Here is a 20429-nt window from a genome sequence, read left to right as displayed (position 1 = left end):
CGCCTCAGAAGTCCGCGGTCAGCGACAGCGACAGGGTGCGCGGCGAGCTGACGGTCATGTAGCCGTTGGACGCGGTCCAGTAGTCCTTGGCCAGCAGGTTCTCAAGGTTGGCTCGCGCCACCAGCGGCTTGCCGGCGACCTGGAAGGCATAGCTGGCGCCGACGTCGACGCGGTTCCAGTGCGGGACCTTGAGGTCGTTGGTGGTGTCCAGGTAGGCCGCGCCGGTATAGATCCAGCGGCCGTCGAGGGTCAGTCCCTGGACGAACGGGGTGTCCCAGCTCAGCCCCAGGTTGGCCTGGCGCCGCGGCACGCCGGGGGCGTCCTGGCCTTCGCTGGCGGGGTTGGCGGTCTTGCTCTGCTCGGCCTTGATGTAGGTGGCGCCGGCCAGCACGCGCAGGTCGTCGGTCAGTTCGCCGAACAGGCTCAGCTCGATGCCGCGGTTGCGCTGCTCGCCGTCGGCGCGGAACACGTTGTCGGCGTCGAGGAAGGCGTTCGGCTTCTTGATCTCGAACAGCGCCAGGGTGGTGGTGAAGCTGCCCAGTTCGTACTTGGCGCCGACCTCGTACTGCTCGGCCTTGTACGGCGCCAGCGCCTGGCCGGCGTTGGCCGCGGTGGAGGGCGGGGTGTCGCCCTGGCTCAGGCCCTGGATGTAGTTGGCGTACAGCGACAGCTCGTCCAGCGGCTTGACCAGCAGGCTGAACATCGGCGTCCAGGCGTGCTCGTCGTACTTGTTGGTGCGCGCCCCGCTGGACGGGTCGTAGTCCTTGGACTGCACCGTCTGCCGGCGCACGCCGGCGGTGAACTGCACGCGCTCGTCGAGGATCGACAGCTTGTCGGCCAGGGCCACGCCGGAAAGGTCGGTTTCGTTGGTCTTGGGGATGCCGCCGTCGAGGCTGGAGAAGTCCGGGATCGGCGTGTGCGGCGAGGTCTCGTAGAGGCTGCCCGGCTGCATGCCGGTGAACACGTAGACCATGCCCACGCGCTCGTGCAGGCGGTTGGCGCTGAGCGTCCAGTCGTGGCGCACCGGGCCGGTGTCGAAGTCGCCGCGCAGGCCGGCCTCGCCGGAGTAGGTGCGGCGGTCGGCGCGCTGGCGCGCCAGGCCGTTGATGATGTCGCCCTGGTTGCCGTTGAGGATGCTGTTGGCGGCGATGGTCTCGTAGTTGCTCTGCCGTCCGCCGATGCTGGCGAAGGCGGTGAGGTGGTCGCTGAGGTCGTACTCGCCGCGGTTGACCATGGAGTAGTCCTCCTGGTCCAGGTAGGAATCGCGCAGGCCGAAGCGCGTCTTGGAGTCCGGCGCGTGGGGGATGCTGGTGGCGGTGCCGGTGATCACCGGGCGCACCACGCCCTCCAGGCTTTCCTTCTGGTACAGCAGGTCGCTGGACAGGCGCAGGCGCTCGCCGCGGAAGTCCAGGGCCAGGGACATCAGCGGGAACTCGCGGCTCTGGTGGTCGATGGCGGTGTCGCCGTTGCGGTACACGCCGTTGAAGCGCACGCCGAAGGCGTTGCCCTCGCCGAAGCGGCGGCCGATGTCCAGGTGCGTGCCGACCTGCGAGCGGTCGGTCCAGTCCAGGCTGACGCGGGTCAGCGGCTGGTCCTCGGCGCGCTTGGGCACCAGGTTGATGGTGCCGCCGACGCTGCCGCCGGGGGACATGCCGCCGAGCAGGGCGGTGGGGCCCTTGAGCACTTCGACGCGTTCGGCGAACTCGATCGGCACCCGCCAGTAGGGCAGCACGCCGTACAGGCCGTTGAGGGCGACGTCGGCGTTGTTCACGTTGAAGCCGCGGATGACGTAGGTGTCCACCAGGTCGCCGCGGCCGCCGACCACCCGCACCGACGGGTCGTTGGCCACCAGCAGGTCGGCGACGCTGCGCGCCTGCTGGGCCTCGATGGTCTGCGCGGTGTAGCTGGTGACGCTGAAGGGCGTGTCCATGAGGTCGGCGTTGCCCAGCATGCCCAGGCGCGCGCCGCTGGCCACCTGGCCGCCGGCATAGGCGGGCGGCAGCGTCTCGGCGCCGAGGCTGGCGGTGATGGTGCTGGCCGACAGGGCCACGGCGCCGTCGGTGGGCAGTGGCCGCAGCACGTAGCTGCCGTTGGCCTGGGGCTCGGCTTCCAGGCCGCTGCCGGCGAGCAGCGCGCTGAAGCCGCCGGTGACGTCGTAGCTGCCGTGCAGGCCAGTGGACTGGCGGCCGCGCAGTTGCGCGGCGTCGAACGACAGGGCCACCCCGGCGGCGCTGGCGAAGCGCCCGAGCACCTCGGCCAGCGGGCCGGCGGCGATGTCGTAGCGCGCGGCTTCCGCGGCCTGGGCCGTGGTGGCGGCGAGCGCGCCGGCGCCCAGGGCCAGGGCGATGGCCAGGGCCAGCGGTTTGTGCAACGAGCGGCTGCCGGTGGTCGGCGCCGGGGCGGTGTAGCGGTTCATGCAAGCTCCCCCAAGTTGGGCCAGATGGCCCGGAATAAGAGGGGGCCGGGCGAGGGCGGAAAAAAGTGCAAGGACGGGCGGATTTTTTTCGCCCCCGGCGTTCAGGCGCGTGGCTGCACGCTGACCCAGAAGCGCGTATGGCGCACGATGCGCAGGTCGAAGCCGGATTCCAGGGCGGCCAGGGCCAGGTCGGTGTCGCCGATGGGGAAGTTGCCGGAGACCTTCAGGCCGGCCACCCGCGGGTCGCAGTGCAGCATGCCGCTGCGGTAGCGCGAGAGTTCCTCCAGCAGCTCGCCCAGCGGGCGGTCCACGGCGATCAGGCTGCCGGCCAGCCAGGCCGCGGTGTTGGCGTCGTTGTGCCGCAGTTGGCCGAGTTCCAGCGCGTCGAGGTCGAGCTGCTCGCCGCCGTGCAGGATGCGGCTGCGCTGCGGCGCGGCCTGGGGGCGGACTTCCACGGCCTTGTCGAGCACGGCGACGCGGGTGCGGCCGTCGAGCAGGCGCACGCTGAAGCGGGTACCCAGGGCGAGGATGCGCCCCTGCGGCGTCTCCACGCGGAAGGGCCGCGCGCTGCCGCTGGGGTCCGGCGCGGTGCTGACGAAGATTTCCCCGCGCAGCAGACGCAGCAGGCGTTGTTCGGGGTCGAAGAGCACGTCCACCGCGCTGTCGGTGTTGAGCGTCAGCGAGGAGCCGTCGGCCAGGGTGACTTCGCGGCGTTCGCCCACCGCGCTGCGGTAGTCGGCCAGCCAGGTTTGCCAGGGCGTTTCGCGCCAGGCCAGCCAGGCCAGCGGCAAGCCCAGGGCGAGGCTGCCCAGGCCGCCGAGCATCTGCCGGCGCGACAGCGCGCGGGCGCCCAGCGTCGGCCCGGCCAGTTGCCCCGGCACCCGGGCGAATTGCTGGCGCACCTGTTCCACCCGGGCCCAGGCGCGCTGGTGCTCGGCGCTGGCGGCGTACCAGTGCTGCCAGGCGTTGCGGTCGGCATCGCTGGCCTGGCCGGAATAGAGGCGCGCGTACCATTGGGCGGCGGCGCGGATGGCCTGGCGCTCGGTCTCGTTGGGAGTGGCGGTGCTCATGGCAGCATCAGGCAGCAGTGTTCCATGGCCTTGGCCATGTGGTTGTTCACCGTGCGCAGGGAAATGCCCTGGCGCTCGGCGATCTCGGCGTAGGTCAGGCCTTCCACCTGGGCCAGCAGGAAGCTGCGCTTGACCTTGGCGCCCAGGCCGTCGAGCAGGCGGTCGATCTCCATCAGCGCCTCGAACAGCAGGGCCTGGGTCTCCGGCGAGGGCTGCTCGTCTTCCGGCAGGCTGGCCAGGGCTTCCAGGTAGGCCTGTTCCAGCGCGCGGCGGCGGAAGTGGTCGACCATCAGGCCGCGGGCGACGGTGGCCAGGTAGTCGCGTGGCTCGCGGATTTCGCTGGCGTTGCGCGCGCGCAGCACGCGGACGAAGGTGTCCTGGGCCAGGTCGGCGGCATCGCAGGCATTGCCCAGGCGGCGCCGCAGCCAGCCGTGCAGCCAGCCGTGGTGCTCGCTGTAGAGGTCGCGCAGGGCGTGCTGTGGGTCGAGGACGGTCGCCGACATGGGAATGGCCTGGGAAAAGAATGGCCAATGATAATCACTATCAATTGCCTATTTCCAGGCCTCCCTTGGTCGCGTCTGGAAACTGTCTACGCAGCCATGCCGACGCATGGCGGATCGTAGACGGCTTCTCAGCGGACCAGATGCAGGAACTGCAGATGCCGCTCGTACTGGTCGAGCATGTCGTTGATGATCTGCTCCTTGCCGTAGCCCATCAGGTCGTAGTCCTGGCTGCCCTCGGCCAGGTGCACCTCGGCGCGGAAGTAGCGGCGGTTCTTCAGGTGCAGGCCGCCCATGCCGGCGCGGGCGAAGGACGGCGTGAAGTAGCCGCGCATCGATACCTGGTAGTAGAACGGGTGCTGCTCGCCGTGGCCGATCTCCAGGCTCAGCTCCAGGTTGCCCGGGTCGAGGTCGGCGTCCACCTGCAGGCCCTTGTCGCGGAACACCTCCGCCACCTCGGCCATCGCCGGGCTGACCACGTCCGCCAGGAAGCGGTACACCTCGTCGCGGGTGGGGAAGTGCACGGCCTGGGAGATACGCCGCTTCCAGCCGCCGGCCTTGGCCGCCAGCGGCGGCGCCAGGGAGTGGCTGCGCGCGCGCTGGCGCTGGGATTCGAGGTAGAAGGCCTTGTGCAGGCCCCACATCATCAGCAGCAGGATCAGCGAGAAGGGCAGCGAGGTGAGCACCACCGCTGATTTGAGCGCGTCGATGCTGCCGGCGAACAGCAGGCCGCCGGTGACCAGCGCGGTGGCCAGGCCCCAGAACACCCGCAGCCACTTCGGCCCGTCGTCGTCGGCGCTGCCGCCGCGGGCGGAGAGGGTGGAAAGCACCACGGTGCCGGAGTCGGCCGAGGTGACGAAGAACACGAAGCTGACCAGCACGGTCACGGCGATCAGCGCGCGGCTGCCGGGGTAGTCCTGCAGCAGTTGGTAGAGCGCCATCTGCGGCTCCGCCACGGCCACCCGGCCGAGTTCGACGGCGCCGTGGTTGAGCACCTGGTCCAGGGCGCTGTTGCCGAAGATCGACATCCACGCCAGGGTGAAGCCCAGGGGAATGAACAGCACGCCGAAGACGAATTCGCGGATGGTCCGCCCACGGGAGATGCGCGCGATGAACAGGCCAACGAAGGGCGCCCAGGCGATCCACCAGGCCCAGTAGAACACCGTCCAGCCGCCCAGCCAGTCGCCGCCCTCGCCATAGGCGTAGAGGTCGAAGCTCTTGGTCGGCAGCGCGCCCAGGTAGTCGCCGATGTTCTGCACCAGGGTGTTGAGCAGGTGCTGGGTGGGCCCGGCGAACAGCACGAACAGCAGCAGGCCGCAGGCCAGCAGCATGTTGATGTCGGACAGCAGGCGGATGCCCTTGTCCACGCCGGACACCGCCACGGCGATGGCCGCGCCCATCATCAGGGCGATCAGCGTCATCTGCACCGGGTGGCTGTGGGCCACGCCGAACAGGTAGTCGAGCCCGGCGTTGAGCTGCAGCACGCCGAAGCCCATGTCCGCACCCAGGCCGAACACGGTGGCGACGATGCCGAAGCAGTCCACGGTGTAACCGATGGGCCCGTTGATGCGCTTGCCGATCAGCGGGTACAGCGCCGAGCGCAGCGCCAGCGGCAGGTTGTGGCGGTAGGCGAAGTAGGCCAGGGCCATGGCCACCAGGGCGAACACGCCCCAGCCGTGCAGGCCCCAGTGCAGGAACAGCAGCTGCATGGCCTGGCGCGCGGCCTCGGCGCCGCCGGCCGCGCCCTGGGGCGGCTGCAGGAAGTGCGTCAGCGGCTCGGACACGCAAAAGAAGAACAGGGTGATGCTGATGCCCGCGGCGAACAGCATGCCGGCCCAGGACAGGTAGCTGAATTCCGGCTCGTCGTGGTCGGCACCGAGCTTGATCTTCCCGTAGCCGGAAAGCGCGGTGACCACCACGAAGATCAGGTACAGCGTCATCGCCAGCAGGTAGTACCAGCCGACGTTGGCGGCGGCCCAGGCCTGGGCGTCGAGCAGCCATTGGCCGGCCTCGGCGGGAAAGCCGATGACCAGGGCGACGAACAGCAGGATCAGCGCTGCCGCACCGTAGAAGACCGGTGGGTTCATGCGCATGGCGGGGGTGGGTGGCGCGGTGACGGAGGGGGAGGGAACGGCGGACAAAACGGGCGGGGTTCCTCGTGTTTTTAATTGATCAACCAATCAATATAAACACGAAAGGCCGTGCCAGGGCCAATCCTCGGGACCGATGGTCCCGCCGCCGGCCCCGTGCGGGGGCCGAGCGGAGCGGGTACTGCTTTACTTGCGGCGGCGCTTCACGCGGCGGACTTCACGGCGTTCCGGATCGACCTGCTGAGGTACGTTGAGGAAAGCGGTGGCGGCGAAAAAGCTGGCAAGAGCGGCAAAGCTGGTCACGATAGTCTCCAAAGGCGCCGGGGAAATTGGGTCCCGACTGCCTGGTAGCCATTTTCCCTGATCTTCATGACAAAAAGAAGTTGATGCGCCTGATGATCGGTATCGGTGTGGTCGATGAGGCTGCTTTTCGATGTAAATGTCAGAGAAATTCCTGTTTTTGACCTTTCCATCAGGATTCCCTGCTGCCGGCGGCGGGGTAGGCGAATCGTTTCACTGCGACCATTCGTCGCTTTTCACGGACGTTCAGGGCTTATGAGACGCTTTTTCGCGGGGGCTGAGCTCCTTGCAGGAGCGCGCATGGCTTTTCGTAGGATGGTGTTGAGCGAAGCGATACCCATCAGCGCAACCGCATGGGTTTCGCAAGCTCAACCCATCCTACGAAAAGCGCCTCGGCGCGGCTTGCAAGACAGTTGCTCCTACATTGCAGGCGAGCAGAAGAGCAACTCGGAGTTACGGGAGCGGGTCTTCTTCCAATAACGCGCGCAACTGCTCGCGCACGCCGGGCCGGCGCAGCAGCTGGCGCAGGTCCGCCGGCGCGGCGTCGGGCAGGTTCAGGTGCTGCGGCTGGATTTCCGCGCCCGGGCTGACCAGCAGGGCGAAGTGGATGACGTTCTCCAGCTCGCGGATGTTGCCCGGCCAGGGGTAGGCTTCCAGCGCCGCCTGGGTCGCTTCGCCGATGTGCGGCACCGGCAGGTCCAGGCGCTGGGCGTGGATGCCGAGGAAGTATTCGGCCAATGGCAGGATGTCGCCGATGCGCTGGCGCAGCGGCGGCAGCTCCAGGTCGCCGTCCACCAGGTATTGCCGCAGCGGTTCGAGGAACTTGCCGGCCGCCACCGCCTGGCCCAGGTCGATGCTGGTGGCTACCACCAGGCGCACGTCCACCGGGATCGGCTCGCGGGCGCCGACGCGCAGCACCTCGCGCTCCTGCAGCACGCGCAGGAGTTTTTCCTGCAAGGCCAGCGGCAGGTCGGCGATCTCGTCCAGGTACAGGGTGCCGCCGTTGGCCGAGCCCAGCCAGCCGGCGCGGCTGCCCACCGGGCCGTTGTGGGCACCGGGGGCGTAGCCGAACAGCTCGGCCTCGGCGAAGTTGCGGCTCAGCGCGCTGCAGCTGACCGCGACGAACAGCCCGGGGCGCTCGCTGGCGCGGTGGATGTGCCGGGCCAGCAGTTCCTTGCCGGTGCCGGTCTCGCCGCGGATCAGCACCGGCTGAAGGCCCGGGGCCAGGCGCTCGACCTCGTCGCGCACCTGGTGCGAACGCGGGTCGAAGAACACCAGCGCCTTGGCGCGGATGCTCAGCGGGCTCTTGTCGGCGTCGGGGAAGGTCAGCAGCGGTTGGGGGACTTTCATCTGCGCGATCTCGAAATGAAAACGCCGGTGCGGATGCTCACCGGCGTGGGGGATGGGCGGCGCTGCGCGGCGCCGCCGGCTGGGCATCGATCAGAAGGCAGGGATCACCGCGCCGTCGTATTTCTTCTCGATGAAGGCCTTCACTTCCGGGCTGGTCAGGGCCGCGGAGAGTTTCTTCAGGGCGTCGCTGTCCTTGTTGTCCGGGCGCGCCACCAGGTAGTTCACGTAGGGCGAGTTGCGGTCTTCGAGGATCAGGGCGTCCTTCACCGGGTTGAGCTTGGCTTCCAGGGCGTAGTTGGTGTTGATCAGGTCCAGGTCGACCTGGTCCAGCACGCGCGGCAGCAGGGCCGATTCCAGCTCCTTGAACTTCAGGTGCCTGGGGTTCTCGGCAATGTCTTTCGGCGTGGCCAGGGCGTTGTGCGGGTCCTTCAGCTTGATGACGCCGGCCTTCTGCAGCAGGAGCAGGGCGCGGCCGCTGTTGCTGCCCTCGTTGGGCAGGGCGACGGTGGCGCCGTCGGGCAGCTCGGCCAGGGACTTGTACTTCTTCGAGTAGCCGCCGAAGGGCTCGACGTGCACGCCGGTCACGGTGACCAGGTCGGTGCCCTTGCCCTTGTTGAAGTTGTCCAGGTACGGCTTGGTCTGGAAGTAGTTGGCGTCCAGGCGCTTCTCGGCCACCTGCACGTTGGGCTGCACGTAGTCGGTGAAGACCTTGACCTCCAGGTCCACCCCTTCCTTGGCCAGGGTCGGCTTGATCAGCTCGAGGATTTCCGCGTGGGGCACCGGGGTGGCGGCCACCACCAGTTTCTCGTTGGCGTTGACCGAGGCGCTGAAGGCGGCGGCGAGGGCAGTGATGAGCAGCAGTTTCTTCATGACGGCGTCCTTGTAGGGCAGCGTGCCGGGCAGGTCGCGCTCGTGGCGGCGACGCGGGCGGCGGGGGTTGGCTCCGGCGCCTCTGCGGGCGCCGTTGGAGCGAAAGCTACCGGGATTTTTTATTCCATTAAAATATTATTTATTCATTTTTATATGACTAAAATTCATATTCAGACTGAGGCAAGCTGCCGCGCGGCAACCCGCCACGGCGGCATTTTCCGGGGCCGGGGGTACCATCGACGGGCTTTCTTGAGCTGCGTCAATGCATGCCCTGCTAGTCTTTGCTTGGCGTACCGCCGCGACCACAGGTCCGCCGGCCCGAACAAGAATCCGATTCCAGGATCACCACTGAAACTGTCGGCTCCCGTGGGCCGGCGAGTTGCCCGCTGCGTGCGACGACGGGCGTCACCCTGAAGAGGAAACGTCATGTTGGGTCTAGAGGCGTTGGAACTGGCGCGTATGCAGTTCGCCTTTACCGTCTCCTTCCATATCATCTTCCCCGCCATCACCATCGGTCTGGCCAGTTACCTGGCCGTGCTCGAAGGGCTGTGGCTGAAGAGCGGCCAGGAGGTCTACCGCGACCTCTATCACTTCTGGTCGAAGATATTCGCGGTCAACTTCGGCATGGGCGTGGTCTCCGGGCTGGTGATGGCCTACCAGTTCGGCACCAACTGGAGCCACTTCTCCGCCTACGCCGGGAGCATCACCGGGCCCTTGCTGACCTACGAGGTGCTCACCGCGTTCTTCCTCGAGGCGGGCTTTCTCGGCGTGATGCTGTTCGGCTGGAACCGCGTCGGCCCGGGCCTGCACTTCTTCGCCACGGTGATGGTGGCCCTGGGCACGCTGATGTCGACCTTCTGGATTCTCGCCTCCAACAGCTGGATGCAGACGCCGCAGGGTTTCGAGATCGTCGACGGGCGGGTGATCCCGGTGGACTGGCTGGCGGTGATCTTCAACCCGTCCTTCCCCTATCGCCTGCTGCACATGTCCATCGCCGCCTTCCTCGCCACCGCCTTCTTCGTCGGCGCCTCGTCGGCCTGGCACCTGCTGCGCGGGCGCGACAACCCGGCGATCCGCAAGATGCTCTCCATGGCCATGTGGATGGCGCTGCTGGTCGCGCCCATCCAGGCCATGATCGGCGACGCCCACGGGCTGAACACCCTGGAGCACCAGCCGGCGAAGATCGCCGCCATCGAAGGCCATTGGGACAACGCCGAGGGCGGCCCGACGCCGCTGATCCTGTTCGGCTGGCCGGACATGCAGCGCGAGGAAACCCGCTTCAAGGTCGAGATCCCGGTGCTCGGCAGCCTGATCCTGCGCCACAGCCTGACCGAGCCGATCCCGGCGCTGAAGGACTTCCCGCGCGAGGACCGGCCCAACTCCACCATCGTCTTCTGGTCGTTCCGCATCATGGCCGGCCTGGGCATGCTGATGATCCTGGTCGGCGTCTGGAGCCTGTGGCTGCGCTGGCGCGAGGGGCTGTACCGCAACCGCGCCTTCCTGCGCCTGGTGCTGTGGATGGGCCCCTCGGGGCTGCTGGCGCTGCTCGCCGGCTGGTTCACCACCGAGGTCGGCCGCCAGCCCTGGGTGGTCTACGGGCTGATGCGCACCGCCGACGGCGTGTCCAACCACAGCACCCTGCAGATGAGCCTGACCCTGGTGATGTTCGTGCTGGTGTACTTCTCGCTGTTCGGCGTGGGCATCGGCTACATGATGCGCCTGGTGCGCAAGGGCCCGGTCACCGACGAGGGCCGCGAGCACAACGAGGGCGGCGCCGGTCGCCAGCGCACCGCGGCGCGGCCGCTGTCGGCCACCGCCGAGGGCTTCGACGAGGATGACGACCATCCGGCGGGGAGGAACTGAGCATGGGTATCGACCTTCCGCTGATCTGGGCGGTGATCATCATCTTCGGCGTGATGATGTACGTGGTGATGGACGGCTTCGACCTCGGCATCGGCATGCTCTACCCGTTCTTCAAGGACGAGCGCGACCGCGACGTGATGATGAACACGGTGGCGCCGGTGTGGGACGGCAACGAGACCTGGCTGGTGCTCGGTGGCGCGGGGCTGTTCGGCGCCTTCCCGATGGCCTACTCGGTGGTGCTCTCGGCGCTGTACCTGCCTCTGGTGCTGATGCTGGTGGGGCTGATCTTCCGCGGCGTGGCCTTCGAGTTCCGCTTCAAGGCCAAGGCGCACAAGCGGCACATCTGGGACAAGGCGTTCATCGGCGGCTCGCTGGCGGCGACCTTCTTCCAGGGCGTGGCGCTGGGCGCCTTCATCGAGGGCCTGCCGGTGGTCGGCGGGCAGTACGCCGGCGACTCGCTGGCCTGGCTCGCGCCCTTCCCGCTGTTCTGCGGCCTGGGCCTGATCGTGGCCTACAGCCTGCTGGGCTGCACCTGGCTGATCATGAAGACCGAAGGCAAGCTGCAGGAGCGCATGCACGACCTGGCGCGGCCGCTGGCGCTGGTGCTGCTGGCGGTGATCGGCATCGTCAGCCTGTGGACGCCGCTGGCCCACGCCGAGATCGCCCAGCGCTGGTTCAGCCTGCCCAACCTGTTCTGGTTCGCCCCGGTGCCGCTGCTGGTGCTGCTGACCTTCTACGCCCTGCTGCGCTCGGTGGCGCGCAACGACAACGCGCAGCCCTTCGTGCTCACCCTGGTGCTGATCTTCCTCGGCTACAGCGGCCTGGGCATCAGCCTTTGGCCGAACATCATCCCGCCGGGGGTGAGCATCCAGGCCGCCTCGGCGCCGCCGCAGAGCCAGGGCTTCATGCTGGTGGGCGCGCTGTTCATCATCCCCTTCATCCTTGGCTACACCGCCTGGAGCTACTACGTGTTCCGCGGCAAGGTGAAGCACGGCGATGGCTACCACTGAGGGCTCGGCGATGAAACCGCAAACCGTGAAAGCGCCACTGTACAAGCGCCTGGGCTGGCTGGTGCTGATCTGGGCGGGCAGCGTCGCCGCCCTGGGCGTGGCGGCTTGGCTGATGCGCCTGCTGATGAATGCGGCGGGATTGGGAACGCCGCACTGAGACTCCCACTTGGGCGCCTTCGGGTGCCTGTAGCCCTCGCTTTGGCGGGGGCTTTTTTATTGGGGGGCTTTTGGGCTTTTCGTAGGAGCGAGCTTGCTCGCGAACAGAGTTCCCCGGCGATTCTGGAGCTCGGGTTTCAGAGCGCCCTCTCCCCAGCCCTCTCCCTGAAGGGAGAGGGGGCTAGTCCGTGCCGAGAACGATATGGTTTCCGCCGGAAACACCATACCTGCCGGCTAACTCCAGAACGCCCGACTCTGCCCAACGGTCCCCTCTCCCTTCAGGGAGAGGGTTAGGGAGAGGGAGCGGAGTCAACCTCAGGCGCTGTAGCGACAGGGAAACGCTGTTCGCGAGCAAGCTCGCTCCTACGAAGAGCGCCTCAGTGCAGCTTGTCCCTCTTCGCCAACGTCGGAAACAGCTTCATCCACGCCCCGGTCACAACCAACGTCCCCACACCGCCAATAACCACCGCCGGCACCGTGCCGAACCAGTGCGCTGTCAGCCCCGACTCGAACTCGCCGAGCTGGTTGCTGGCGCCGATGAACAGCCCGTTCACCGCGCTGACGCGGCCGCGCATCTCGTCCGGGGTTTCCAGCTGCACGAAGGCGCCGCGGATCACCATGCTGATCATGTCCGCCGCGCCCAGCACCACCAGCACGCCCAGGGACAGCCAGAAGGACGTGGACAGGCCGAAGGCGATGGTCGCCACGCCGAAGATGCCCACCGCCAGGAACATGATGCGCCCGACGTTGCGCTCGATGGGGAAGCGCGTCAGCCAGAACGACATCAGCAGCGCGCCCAGCGCCGGCGCCGAGCGCAGCAGGCCCAGGCCCCAGGGGCCGGTGAGCAGGATGTCCTTGGCGAACACCGGCAGCAGCGCGGTGGCGCCGCCCAGCAGCACGGCGAACAGGTCCAGGGAGATGGCGCCGAAGATGTCCGGGCGGCTGCGGATGAAATGGATGCCGGCCATCAGCGACTGCAGGCTGGCCTTGCCCTGGATGCCGTTCTGCCGGCGCGCCTGCAGGCTCAGCGACAGCGCGCAGGCCATGAAGTACAGCAGCGTGGTCGGCGCGTACACCCAGAAGGCGCCGAAGGCGTAGAGCAGGCCGCCCAGGGCCGGCGCGACGATGGTCGCCGCCTGCATGGCCGAGGCCGAGGCCGCCACCGCGCGGGGGAAGAGGGCGCTGGGCACGATGTTCGGCAGCAGCGCCTGGGTGGTCGGCATCTCGAAGGAACGCGCGCTGCCGAGCAGGAAGGCCAGCACGAAGATCATCTCGCGGGTCACGTTGCCGGTGCTGGCGCCCAGCACCAGGGCCAGCGCCACCAGGCCCTGGGCCACCTGGCACAGGGCGGCGACCTTGCGCCGGTCGTAGCGGTCGGCGACGTGCCCGGTGTGCAGCATGAACAGCACCCGCGGCAGGAACTCCACCAGGCCCACCAGACCGAGGTCGAGCACGTTGTGGGTCAGCTCGTACATGTGCCAGCCGATGGCCACGGTGAGCATCTGGAAACCACTGGCGGTGCACACGCGGGCGAGCCAGAAGGCGAGGAAGGGACGGTGGCGGAGCAGCGAGGTGGCTTCGGCGGACATGGTGCGCGGACGACTGGTTAGGGAGCTAAGCAAAGGCCGGTGAGCGTAGCACGCCGTAACAAATTCGGTAGGCATTTTCCTTCAGACGAGTGGGCGGCCACGACGCATTCGGTTCGCTGACCGCCCTGCTTAACTTTTGCCTGAGGCGTGCGATTTGGGTAAAGTTGACGTATCGGTCAGGATTTTCCGTAGGACGACGCGGCCCGCAACGCCGTCGTCGCGCCGTTCCACGCCTCGGTTCCGCCGGTTCCAGAACTCCATAACGACATGGGCGGGTAGTGCACCGCCCAGAGGATGATCCATGTCCAACCGTGATATCTCCCGGCGCGCCTTCCTCCAGGGCGGTCTGATCGCCGGCGTGAGCGTCACCCTGGCGCCGCTGGGCAGCCGGGCTTTCGCTGCCTTGATGGAGAAGAGCGTGACGGTGCCGGCCGAGCAGTGGCTCGGCCATGACGGCAAGGTGCGCTTGCGCAACGACGCCATTTCCAAGGTCTGCGGCAACAAGGTGTTCGCCCGTGACATCCGCGCGAAAGACATGCCCGGCTGGCCGCAGCAGCAGGGCCACGCCATGCTGCTGAAGACGCTCAAGGCCGACCGTATCTACGACGGCTACGACCTCGCCTGGCTGGGCGACGACCTGCAGCCGGACCGCATCGTCACCGCCGACGACCTGGCCAAAGACGGCATCGCCTTCCCCGAGGCCCACGGGCCGGACCCGCTGCTGCCCACCGGCAAGGTGCCGATGTTCATCGGCCACCCGGTGGCCATCCTCATCTGGCATGACTTCGAGCGCTTCCGCCGGGCCAAGCTCAAGCTGAAGTTCAACGACAAGGCCATCCGCTACGGCGCCCAGGCGCCGCTGTACCAGGGCGACCCCTACGGCAGCTTCCGCTACGTGCGGGTGGGCGGGAAGACCTCGGCCGACGAGGACGAGTTCTCCAGCCTCAAGGCCTCGATCCTGTTTCCGATGATCCGCAACCGCAAGCCGGTGTGGGACCAGCAGCCCAGCCAGCACGGCAACCTCACCGAGCAGGGCCTGTTCTACGCGCAGAAGATCAAGGACCAGGTGGACAACCCGCCGGCCGACTGGCTGGTCTTCGACGAGCGCTACAGGACGCCGTCCATCGAGCCCGCCGCGCTGGAACCGGACAACGGCAACGGCTGGTACGACCCGGCCAGCAAGACCCTGCACTTCGTGGTCGCCACCCAGTGCCCGTTCGAGGCCGCCTATGAGACGGTGCACATGATCGCGCCGTCGCGCTTCGGCCTGGCCACGCTGAACATCCACCCCGGCTACACCGTCGGCTACGGCTCCAAGGACCACAACATCTTCGTCTACTACGCGGCCCTCGCCGCGCTGTACGGCGAAGGCGTGCCGGTGCGCCTGGCGAACGACCGCTACGAGCAGTTCCAGAGCGGCATCAAGCGCCACGCCTTCGACATCCATTACCAACTGGCGGTGGACAAGAAGGACCTGGGCTTCCGCATCTTCCGCGCCGAGATGAGCCTGGACGGCGGCGGCCGCGCCAACTACAGCGCCTCGGTGGCCGCCGTGGGCGCCACCGCCGCGCAGTCCATCTACTACATGCCGCAGAGCGACCTGCAGGCCACCGCCTACCATTCGCGCGGCGTCGAGGCCGGCTCCATGCGCGGTTACGGCACCCTGCAGAGCATGGCTTCCACCGAGATGATGGTGGACGAGATCGCCGAGCGCCTGGGCGTCGACCCCATCGAACTGCGCCGGCGCAACGCGCTGGTCTCGGGCATGAAGAACACCCAGGGCGCGGTGCCCGCCGGCGCCCTGCGCCTGCACGAGATTCTCGACAAGGCCGCCGCCCACGAGGTGTGGAAGAACCGTGCCGAGCGCAAGCAGCAGTTCGACGCGCAGGACCCGGACAACTGGTACGGCGTCGGCTTCGCCATCTGCCAGAAGGACTTCGGCACCGGCTCCGAGGCGCCCATGGCCAGCCTGGAGTTCGACGCCGAGGGGCGCATCCAGCTGCGCCACATCGGCATCGAGATAGGCACCGGCATGTCCACCTCCCAGGCCCTGGTCGCCGCCGACTTCCTCGGCCGCCCGGCGGACGAGGTGAAGACCGCCGAGACGCAGTGGCCGGAGCTGCAACTGCTCAGCGGCGAAGACCCCTACACCATGAGCCAGGCCACCCAGGACGAGAAGCTGCGCAACCCACGCTGGGTGGGCAAGTACGCCTCGGCGTCCTCGGCCACCAACTCGGCCTACTACTTCAGCCACGCCACCCGCGAGGCGGCGCGCGTGCTGTTCAACCACGGGCTGTGGCCGGCGGCCCTGGAAATCTGGCGCCAGGGCCCCTACGGCGGCCAGGCCAACCCCTACGTGGTGCGCCGCGAGGACGCCCACTGGGTGAACGGCGAACTCACCGCCAACGGCATGCAGCCGCTGCCCTTCGCCGTGCTGGCCAAACGCGCCCACGAGCGCGGCCTGGTCACCGGCGCCACGGTGCACGCCTTCAACCGCTGGAGCTGGGCCGAGTGCGAATTCAGCATCGACGGCGTCAGCGAACGCCTGCCGCTGGACGGCCTGGCGGTGAAGTACGGCGACGGCGCGCCGGCCGCGAAGAAGGCGCAGATGACCAGCGCCGGCTTCCACCTGCTGGACCGCAGGAACGTGAACTACCCGCCGGTGCAGCTGAACAACGCCGCGGTCACCTACTACAGCCCGGTGGCCACCCTGGTGGAGCTGAAGGTCAACAAGGGCAGCCACGAGGTACAGGTGCTCAACCACCACTCCTGGGTGGAGTGCGGCCGGGTGCTGGTGCCGGAGCTGGTCAAGGGCCAGATCGAGGGCGGCACCGCCATGGGCCTGGGCCACGCGCTGCTGGAAGAAATGCCGCTGCACGAGGGCGGCCCGGCCGAGGGCGACTGGAACTTCAACCGCTACCGCCTGCCGCGCGCCAAGGACGTGGCGGTGTGGAAGCAGACCTCGGAGATTCTTCCGCCGCTGTCGCCCAGCGACCCGTCCAAGGGCATCGCCGAAGTGGTGATGATCCCCATCGCCGGCGCCGTGGGCAACGCCATCGCCCACGCCATCGGCAAGCGCGTCCGCGACCTGCCCATCACCCCCGCCCGCATCAAGGAGGCCCTCAATGGCTAAGCTCCAGCTGACCCTCAACGGTCAGGGCGTCGGCCCGGTCGAGGTCCCCGAAGACCTGCCGATGATCGACTACCTGCACGAATACCAGAATCTCACCGGCTCGCGCCTGGGCTGCGGCCAGGGCATCTGCCACGCCTGCGTGGTGATCGTCGACAACCCCGACGGCACCAGCGAGGAAGTGCGCACCTGCATCACCGGCGCCAACTGGTTCGACGGCAAGAAGGTGCGCACCATCGAAGGCCACGCCAAGCGCGATGCGCAGGGCCAGGTGAGCGAGCTGAACCCGATCCAGCAGAAGTTCGTCGAGCGCTTCGCCTTCCAGTGCAGCTACTGCGCGCCGGGCTTCGTCAACGCCGCCACCGTGCTGGTGGAAAAGGCCCAGCGCCAGCCGCTGAAGAAGAGCGAACTGGAGTCGGCGATCGAGGCCAGCCTCGGGCACCACATCTGCCGCTGTACCGGTTACGTGCGCTACTACAACGCCACCGCCGAGGTCCTCACCGACCTCGGCCTGGTCAAGGAGGGCTGAGCATGGCGCGATTGCTAACCGGCCTGCTGCTGAGCGCGGGCCTGGTCGCCGGCGCCCAGGCCGCCGACGCCGACCTGGTCAAGCGCGGCGAATACCTGGCCCGCGCCGCCGACTGCACGGCCTGCCACACCGCGGCGGGCGGCGCGCCCTTCGCCGGCGGCCTGCCGATCGCCTCGCCGTTCGGCACCATCTACGGCAGCAACATCACCCCGGACAAGGACTACGGCATCGGCAACTACAGCGCCGACGACTTCTTCGCCGCCCTCACCGAGGGCAAGCGCAAGGACGGCGCCAACCTCTACCCGGCGATGCCCTACACCTCGTACCACCTGATCAGGCGCGAGGATTCCGACGCCATCCACGCCTACCTGATGACCGTCGAGCCGGTGCACCGCGCCGCGCCCGAGACCGCGCTGAGCTTCCCGTTCAACGTGCGCGCGGGGCTCTCGGGCTGGAACCTGCTGTACGGCAAGAGCGTCCAGCTGCAGAGCGCCGAGGGCAAGAGCGAACCCTGGCAGCGCGGCCAGTACCTGGTGGAAGTGCTCGGCCACTGCGGCGAATGCCACACCCCGCGCAACGCCATCGGCGCGCTGCAGCAGGACAAGCGCCTGTCCGGCGCCCTGCTCAACGGCTACCTGGCGCCCAGCCTGCTGCCCGAGGACCTGGCCGCGCGCGGCTGGAACCACGCCGACCTGTCGGCCTTCCTCGAGCACGGCATGAGCGCCCAGGGCAGCATGTTCAACGAGATGTTCCCGGTGCTGCACCACAGCACCCAGCACCTGGACAGCGCCGACCTGCAGGCCATGGCCAGCTACCTGCTGGGCGACCAGCCGCCGGCGGCCAGGGTGGTGCAGGCGGTGGCTTATCCACAGCTGTCCGCCAGCGCCAAGCGCGGCCGCCAGCAGTACCTCAACGTCTGCGCCGGCTGCCACGGCACCGAAGGCGAGGGCAAGCCGCACATCGCCGTGGCCATGCAGGGCAACACCACCCTGCGCCTGGCCGACTCGCGCAACCTGCTGCGGGTGATCGTCGACGGCATCGGCGAACAGCAGTTCGGCGGTTTCGAGCGCATGCAGCCGATGCCCGGCTTCGCGGATAAACTGGATGACGCGCAACTCACCGATCTGCTCAACTACCTGCGTCAAAGCTGGGGCGGCCTGCCCGGCGACCTCGACGCCAAGGCGGTTGCGCAACTGAAGTCCGATGGTGTGCCGGTCCATGCCGGCAAGGCGATGTGAAGTGCAACATCTCGATCTGCAAGTGATCCGCCAGGCGCTGCGCTGGTCCCGCGAGGGGCAGCGTGTCTGGCTTTGCACCGTGCTCTTCACCTACGGCTCGGCGCCCCGCGCGCCGGGCTCGCTGCTGGCGGTGAACCAGGGCGGGCAGTGGGTGGGCTCGCTGTCCGGCGGCTGCGTCGAGGATGACTTCCTCGAGCGCGTGGCCGCCGGGGAGTTCGCCGAGCCGGTGAAGGTGGTGCGCTACGGCGAAGGCGACGAGCGCAGCAACATCCGCCTGCCCTGCGGCGGCATCCTCGACGTGCTGGTGGAAAACCTGGCGCCGGACTGCGAAGTCCAGGCGCACCTGCGCGAGCTGGAAGCGGCGCTGCTCGGCCAGCGCCGCCTGCTGCGCCGGGTGGACCTGGCCAGCGGCGCGTACAGCCTGAGCGACGACCATAGCCACGGCCCCCGGGTGGAACGCGACGCCGGCACGGTGCAGCTGCGCGTCGGCGCGGCCCAGCGCCTGCTGCTGGCCGGCTATTCCAGCGTGGCCCATGCCTGCGCCGAGTTCGGCAAGGGCCTGGGCTTCGAAGTGATCCTCTGCGATCCGCGCGAGGAAGCGCTGGATGGCGTCGAGCTGGACGGCATCGAGATCCGCCGCGAGCTGCCGTCGATCTTCATCGCCAACGGCGGCTGCCACGCCGATACCGCGGTGGTGGCGTTGACCCACGATCCGAAGATCGACGACCTGGCGATGCTCGAAGCGGTGCGCACCGAAGCCTTCTACATCGGCGTGATGGGTTCGCGCACCACCTCGGCCAGGCGCATGGAGCGCCTGGAGCGCGTCGGCGGCCTGGGCGAGACGGAGCTGGCGCGCATCCACGCGCCCATCGGCCTCAACCTGGGCAGCAAGACCCCGGCGGAAATCGCCCTGGCGGTGCTCGCCGACATCCTCCGTACCCGCAGCGGCATCGAGCGCGAAAGCCTGTGACGACCGTCGCGCTGCTGCTGGCGGCCGGCTTCGCCCGGCGCTTCGGCGCCGACAAGCGCCAGGCGCGCCTGGCCGATGGCCGTGGTTTGCTGGCGGCTAGCCTGGCCAATGCCTGCGAGGCGTTCGACGAGGTCTGCGTGGTGCTGCGCCCGGAGGATGATCCGCTAGCGCTCGGCGTGCCTGTGGATATCTCCATCGTGCGCTGCGCGGAGGCGGAATCCGGCCTGGGCCACAGCCTCGCCGCCGGCGTCGCCGCGCTGGCCGACAACCCGGCCGCCAGCGTGGCGATCCTGCTCGCCGACATGCCCTGGATAGCCCCGCAAACCCTGCGCCTGCTGGCCTCGCAGGCCAGCGAACAGTGCATCGTCTTCCCCCTGCACCAAGGCCAACGTGGCCACCCGGTCCTCTTCGGCCGAGCCTTCTGGCCGGAACTCCGCGCCCTGCAAGGCGACGAAGGCGCCCGCGCGGTGCTGCAAGCCCACCGCGAAGCCTGGCAACCCATCGACGTGAATGACCCCGGCGTCCTGCGCGACGTAGACACACCCGCGGCCCTGTAGGGCCCTGCCCGCGATTCGCGCGCAGGGCGCGCTCCTACAGGGGCGTGGCGCGGCTGGGGCAGCGTAGGATTCTCATCCACGAACCGCGCCGATACCTCCGGCTATCGCGAACAAGGTCCGCTTGTGTCAGCGACTTTCGATAGGATCGAAGGTGAGAGCGACGGGAGGCAAGCTGCAGGTCCGCGGTGTTGCGAGCACGAGTAGGAGCCCAAGCTGCCTCCCGCCGTCCTCTGACTCAAGCCCGAACAGTTGAACGAGCTAAACCTCGAACCACAAGCGTGGGCAGTCAGAGTGCTCTCGCCGTGCAGTTTACGAGGGTTTGGTCATGACGTGTTGGGTCGGTATCGATGTCGCCAAGGATTCGCTGGCCGTATGGCTGCGTCCACAAGGCAAGAGCTTCAGCGTTTCCAATGACGAGCAAGGCCACCAGCAGTTGCTGGCGCTGTTCGCCGAGGAAAAGCCCGAACGTATCGTGCTGGAGGCGACCGGCGGTTATGAGTGCGGAGTGATGTTCAGCCTGTCTCGTACCGGTCACAGGGTTTCACGGCTGAACCCCACACGGGTGCGAGCTTTTGCCACGGCCATGGGCAAGCTGGCCAAGACCGATCCCATCGATGCAGCCGTCCTGGCGCATCTGGCGCAGACGCTGGAGGAAGCGCCCAGTACGGTGCCTTCGCCAGAGCGCGAGCGGCTACGGGAATTGGTGCAACGCCGAGAGCAACTGGTCAGCCAGCGCGATGATGAACGTCGTCGTTTGCATCAAGCCCGGGATTCCTTCGTCCGCCAATGCC

16 protein-coding genes are annotated in these 20429 nt (G+C 68.1%); 9 read left to right on the top strand and 7 right to left on the bottom strand.

Features of this window, described 5'->3' with window-relative positions; all coding sequences use genetic code 11:
* Positions 1 to 4: 4 nt before the first annotated feature.
* The 6 genes from QSJ95_RS00080 to QSJ95_RS00055 all read right to left on the bottom strand — a co-directional run bounded on the left by QSJ95_RS00080 (position 5) and on the right by QSJ95_RS00055 (position 8596).
* Positions 5 to 2416 (bottom strand): TonB-dependent receptor, encoded by a 2412-nt coding sequence (locus QSJ95_RS00080; RefSeq protein ID WP_285638945.1) that lies wholly within the window; start codon positions 2414 to 2416, stop codon positions 5 to 7.
* A 101-nt stretch (positions 2417 to 2517) separates the two neighbouring features.
* Positions 2518 to 3486: a FecR domain-containing protein gene (locus tag QSJ95_RS00075; RefSeq protein WP_285638943.1), complete on the bottom strand. Its 969-nt coding sequence runs from the start codon at positions 3484 to 3486 to the stop codon at positions 2518 to 2520.
* Positions 3483 to 3989, bottom strand: a complete 507-nt coding sequence (locus QSJ95_RS00070; RefSeq protein WP_043268844.1) for a sigma-70 family RNA polymerase sigma factor — start codon at positions 3987 to 3989, stop codon at positions 3483 to 3485. The genes QSJ95_RS00075 and QSJ95_RS00070 overlap by 4 nt, the downstream gene beginning before the upstream one ends.
* 128 nt (positions 3990 to 4117) lie before the next feature.
* Entirely contained in the window at positions 4118 to 6073 is a 1956-nt protein-coding gene (gene betT, locus QSJ95_RS00065) for a choline BCCT transporter BetT (RefSeq protein ID WP_058073012.1), read from the bottom strand.
* A 756-nt stretch (positions 6074 to 6829) separates the two neighbouring features.
* Positions 6830 to 7726, bottom strand: coding sequence for a sigma 54-interacting transcriptional regulator (locus QSJ95_RS00060; protein WP_009613178.1), 897 nt, complete (start codon positions 7724 to 7726; stop codon positions 6830 to 6832).
* A 90-nt stretch (positions 7727 to 7816) separates the two neighbouring features.
* Complete coding sequence (locus QSJ95_RS00055; protein WP_285638927.1) at positions 7817 to 8596, bottom strand: MetQ/NlpA family ABC transporter substrate-binding protein; 780 nt, start codon at positions 8594 to 8596, stop codon at positions 7817 to 7819.
* 426 nt (positions 8597 to 9022) lie between these two features.
* On the opposite strand from QSJ95_RS00055, the gene QSJ95_RS00050 reads away from it, so the two are divergent.
* The 3 genes from QSJ95_RS00050 to QSJ95_RS00040 are packed head-to-tail and all read left to right on the top strand — an operon-like array spanning position 9023 to position 11626.
* The gene (locus QSJ95_RS00050) at positions 9023 to 10459 is read left to right on the top strand and encodes a cytochrome ubiquinol oxidase subunit I (RefSeq protein ID WP_285638925.1); all 1437 of its coding nucleotides are present in this window, start codon (positions 9023 to 9025) and stop codon (positions 10457 to 10459) included.
* Positions 10460 to 10461: 2 nt separating this feature from the next.
* Positions 10462 to 11469 (top strand): cytochrome d ubiquinol oxidase subunit II, encoded by a 1008-nt coding sequence (gene cydB / locus QSJ95_RS00045; protein ID WP_285638923.1) that lies wholly within the window; start codon positions 10462 to 10464, stop codon positions 11467 to 11469.
* A 10-nt stretch (positions 11470 to 11479) separates the two neighbouring features.
* The gene (locus tag QSJ95_RS00040; protein ID WP_009613174.1) at positions 11480 to 11626 is read left to right on the top strand and encodes a DUF2474 domain-containing protein; all 147 of its coding nucleotides are present in this window, start codon (positions 11480 to 11482) and stop codon (positions 11624 to 11626) included.
* Positions 11627 to 12002: 376 nt separating this feature from the next.
* Here QSJ95_RS00040 and QSJ95_RS00035 read toward each other — a convergent pair whose 3' ends face one another.
* Positions 12003 to 13214, bottom strand: coding sequence for an MFS transporter (locus QSJ95_RS00035; RefSeq protein WP_285638920.1), 1212 nt, complete (start codon positions 13212 to 13214; stop codon positions 12003 to 12005).
* 301 nt (positions 13215 to 13515) lie between these two features.
* Between QSJ95_RS00035 and QSJ95_RS00030 the strand changes: the two genes are divergently transcribed.
* From QSJ95_RS00030 to QSJ95_RS00005, 6 genes are all read left to right on the top strand, one after another.
* The gene (locus tag QSJ95_RS00030) at positions 13516 to 16347 is read left to right on the top strand and encodes a xanthine dehydrogenase family protein molybdopterin-binding subunit (protein ID WP_285638917.1); all 2832 of its coding nucleotides are present in this window, start codon (positions 13516 to 13518) and stop codon (positions 16345 to 16347) included.
* Entirely contained in the window at positions 16340 to 16873 is a 534-nt protein-coding gene (locus QSJ95_RS00025) for a (2Fe-2S)-binding protein (RefSeq protein ID WP_285638916.1), read from the top strand. The genes QSJ95_RS00030 and QSJ95_RS00025 overlap by 8 nt, the downstream gene beginning before the upstream one ends.
* A gap of 2 nt (positions 16874 to 16875) precedes the next feature.
* Positions 16876 to 18111, top strand: a complete 1236-nt coding sequence (locus QSJ95_RS00020) for a c-type cytochrome (RefSeq protein WP_285638914.1) — start codon at positions 16876 to 16878, stop codon at positions 18109 to 18111.
* 1 nt (position 18112) lies between these two features.
* Positions 18113 to 19081, top strand: a complete 969-nt coding sequence (locus tag QSJ95_RS00015; RefSeq protein WP_285638912.1) for an XdhC family protein — start codon at positions 18113 to 18115, stop codon at positions 19079 to 19081.
* The gene (locus tag QSJ95_RS00010; RefSeq protein ID WP_285638910.1) at positions 19078 to 19638 is read left to right on the top strand and encodes a nucleotidyltransferase family protein; all 561 of its coding nucleotides are present in this window, start codon (positions 19078 to 19080) and stop codon (positions 19636 to 19638) included. Before QSJ95_RS00015 ends, QSJ95_RS00010 begins: the two co-directional genes overlap by 4 nt.
* Positions 19639 to 19963: 325 nt before the next feature.
* On the top strand, positions 19964 to 20429 hold a 466-nt coding region (locus QSJ95_RS00005), incomplete at its 3' end, for an IS110 family transposase (RefSeq protein ID WP_285638907.1).

It is taken from the genome of Pseudomonas sp. NBRC 100443 (genome assembly GCF_030268185.1).
Taxonomy (GTDB): domain Bacteria; phylum Pseudomonadota; class Gammaproteobacteria; order Pseudomonadales; family Pseudomonadaceae; genus Pseudomonas; species Pseudomonas citronellolis.
The sequence above is the reverse complement of the archived record's forward strand: the minus strand, read 5'-3'. Positions and strand labels throughout refer to the sequence as shown.

Bases quoted from the DNA above. Each gene is read 5' to 3' on its own strand.
- betT (WP_058073012.1), bottom strand. From the start codon at position 6,073: ATGAACCCACCGGTCTTCTACGGTGCGGCAGCGCTGATCCTGCTGTTC.
- cydB (WP_285638923.1), top strand. From the start codon at position 10,462: ATGGGTATCGACCTTCCGCTGATCTGGGCGGTGATCATCATCTTCGGC.
- QSJ95_RS00075 (WP_285638943.1), bottom strand. From the start codon at position 3,486: ATGAGCACCGCCACTCCCAACGAGACCGAGCGCCAGGCCATCCGCGCC.
- QSJ95_RS00035 (WP_285638920.1), bottom strand. From the start codon at position 13,214: ATGTCCGCCGAAGCCACCTCGCTGCTCCGCCACCGTCCCTTCCTCGCC.
- QSJ95_RS00050 (WP_285638925.1), top strand. From the start codon at position 9,023: ATGTTGGGTCTAGAGGCGTTGGAACTGGCGCGTATGCAGTTCGCCTTT.
- QSJ95_RS00070 (WP_043268844.1), bottom strand. From the start codon at position 3,989: ATGTCGGCGACCGTCCTCGACCCACAGCACGCCCTGCGCGACCTCTAC.
- QSJ95_RS00040 (WP_009613174.1), top strand. From the start codon at position 11,480: ATGAAACCGCAAACCGTGAAAGCGCCACTGTACAAGCGCCTGGGCTGG.
- QSJ95_RS00030 (WP_285638917.1), top strand. From the start codon at position 13,516: ATGTCCAACCGTGATATCTCCCGGCGCGCCTTCCTCCAGGGCGGTCTG.
- QSJ95_RS00055 (WP_285638927.1), bottom strand. From the start codon at position 8,596: ATGAAGAAACTGCTGCTCATCACTGCCCTCGCCGCCGCCTTCAGCGCC.
- QSJ95_RS00025 (WP_285638916.1), top strand. From the start codon at position 16,340: ATGGCTAAGCTCCAGCTGACCCTCAACGGTCAGGGCGTCGGCCCGGTC.
- QSJ95_RS00060 (WP_009613178.1), bottom strand. From the start codon at position 7,726: ATGAAAGTCCCCCAACCGCTGCTGACCTTCCCCGACGCCGACAAGAGC.
- QSJ95_RS00080 (WP_285638945.1), bottom strand. From the start codon at position 2,416: ATGAACCGCTACACCGCCCCGGCGCCGACCACCGGCAGCCGCTCGTTG.
- QSJ95_RS00020 (WP_285638914.1), top strand. From the start codon at position 16,876: ATGGCGCGATTGCTAACCGGCCTGCTGCTGAGCGCGGGCCTGGTCGCC.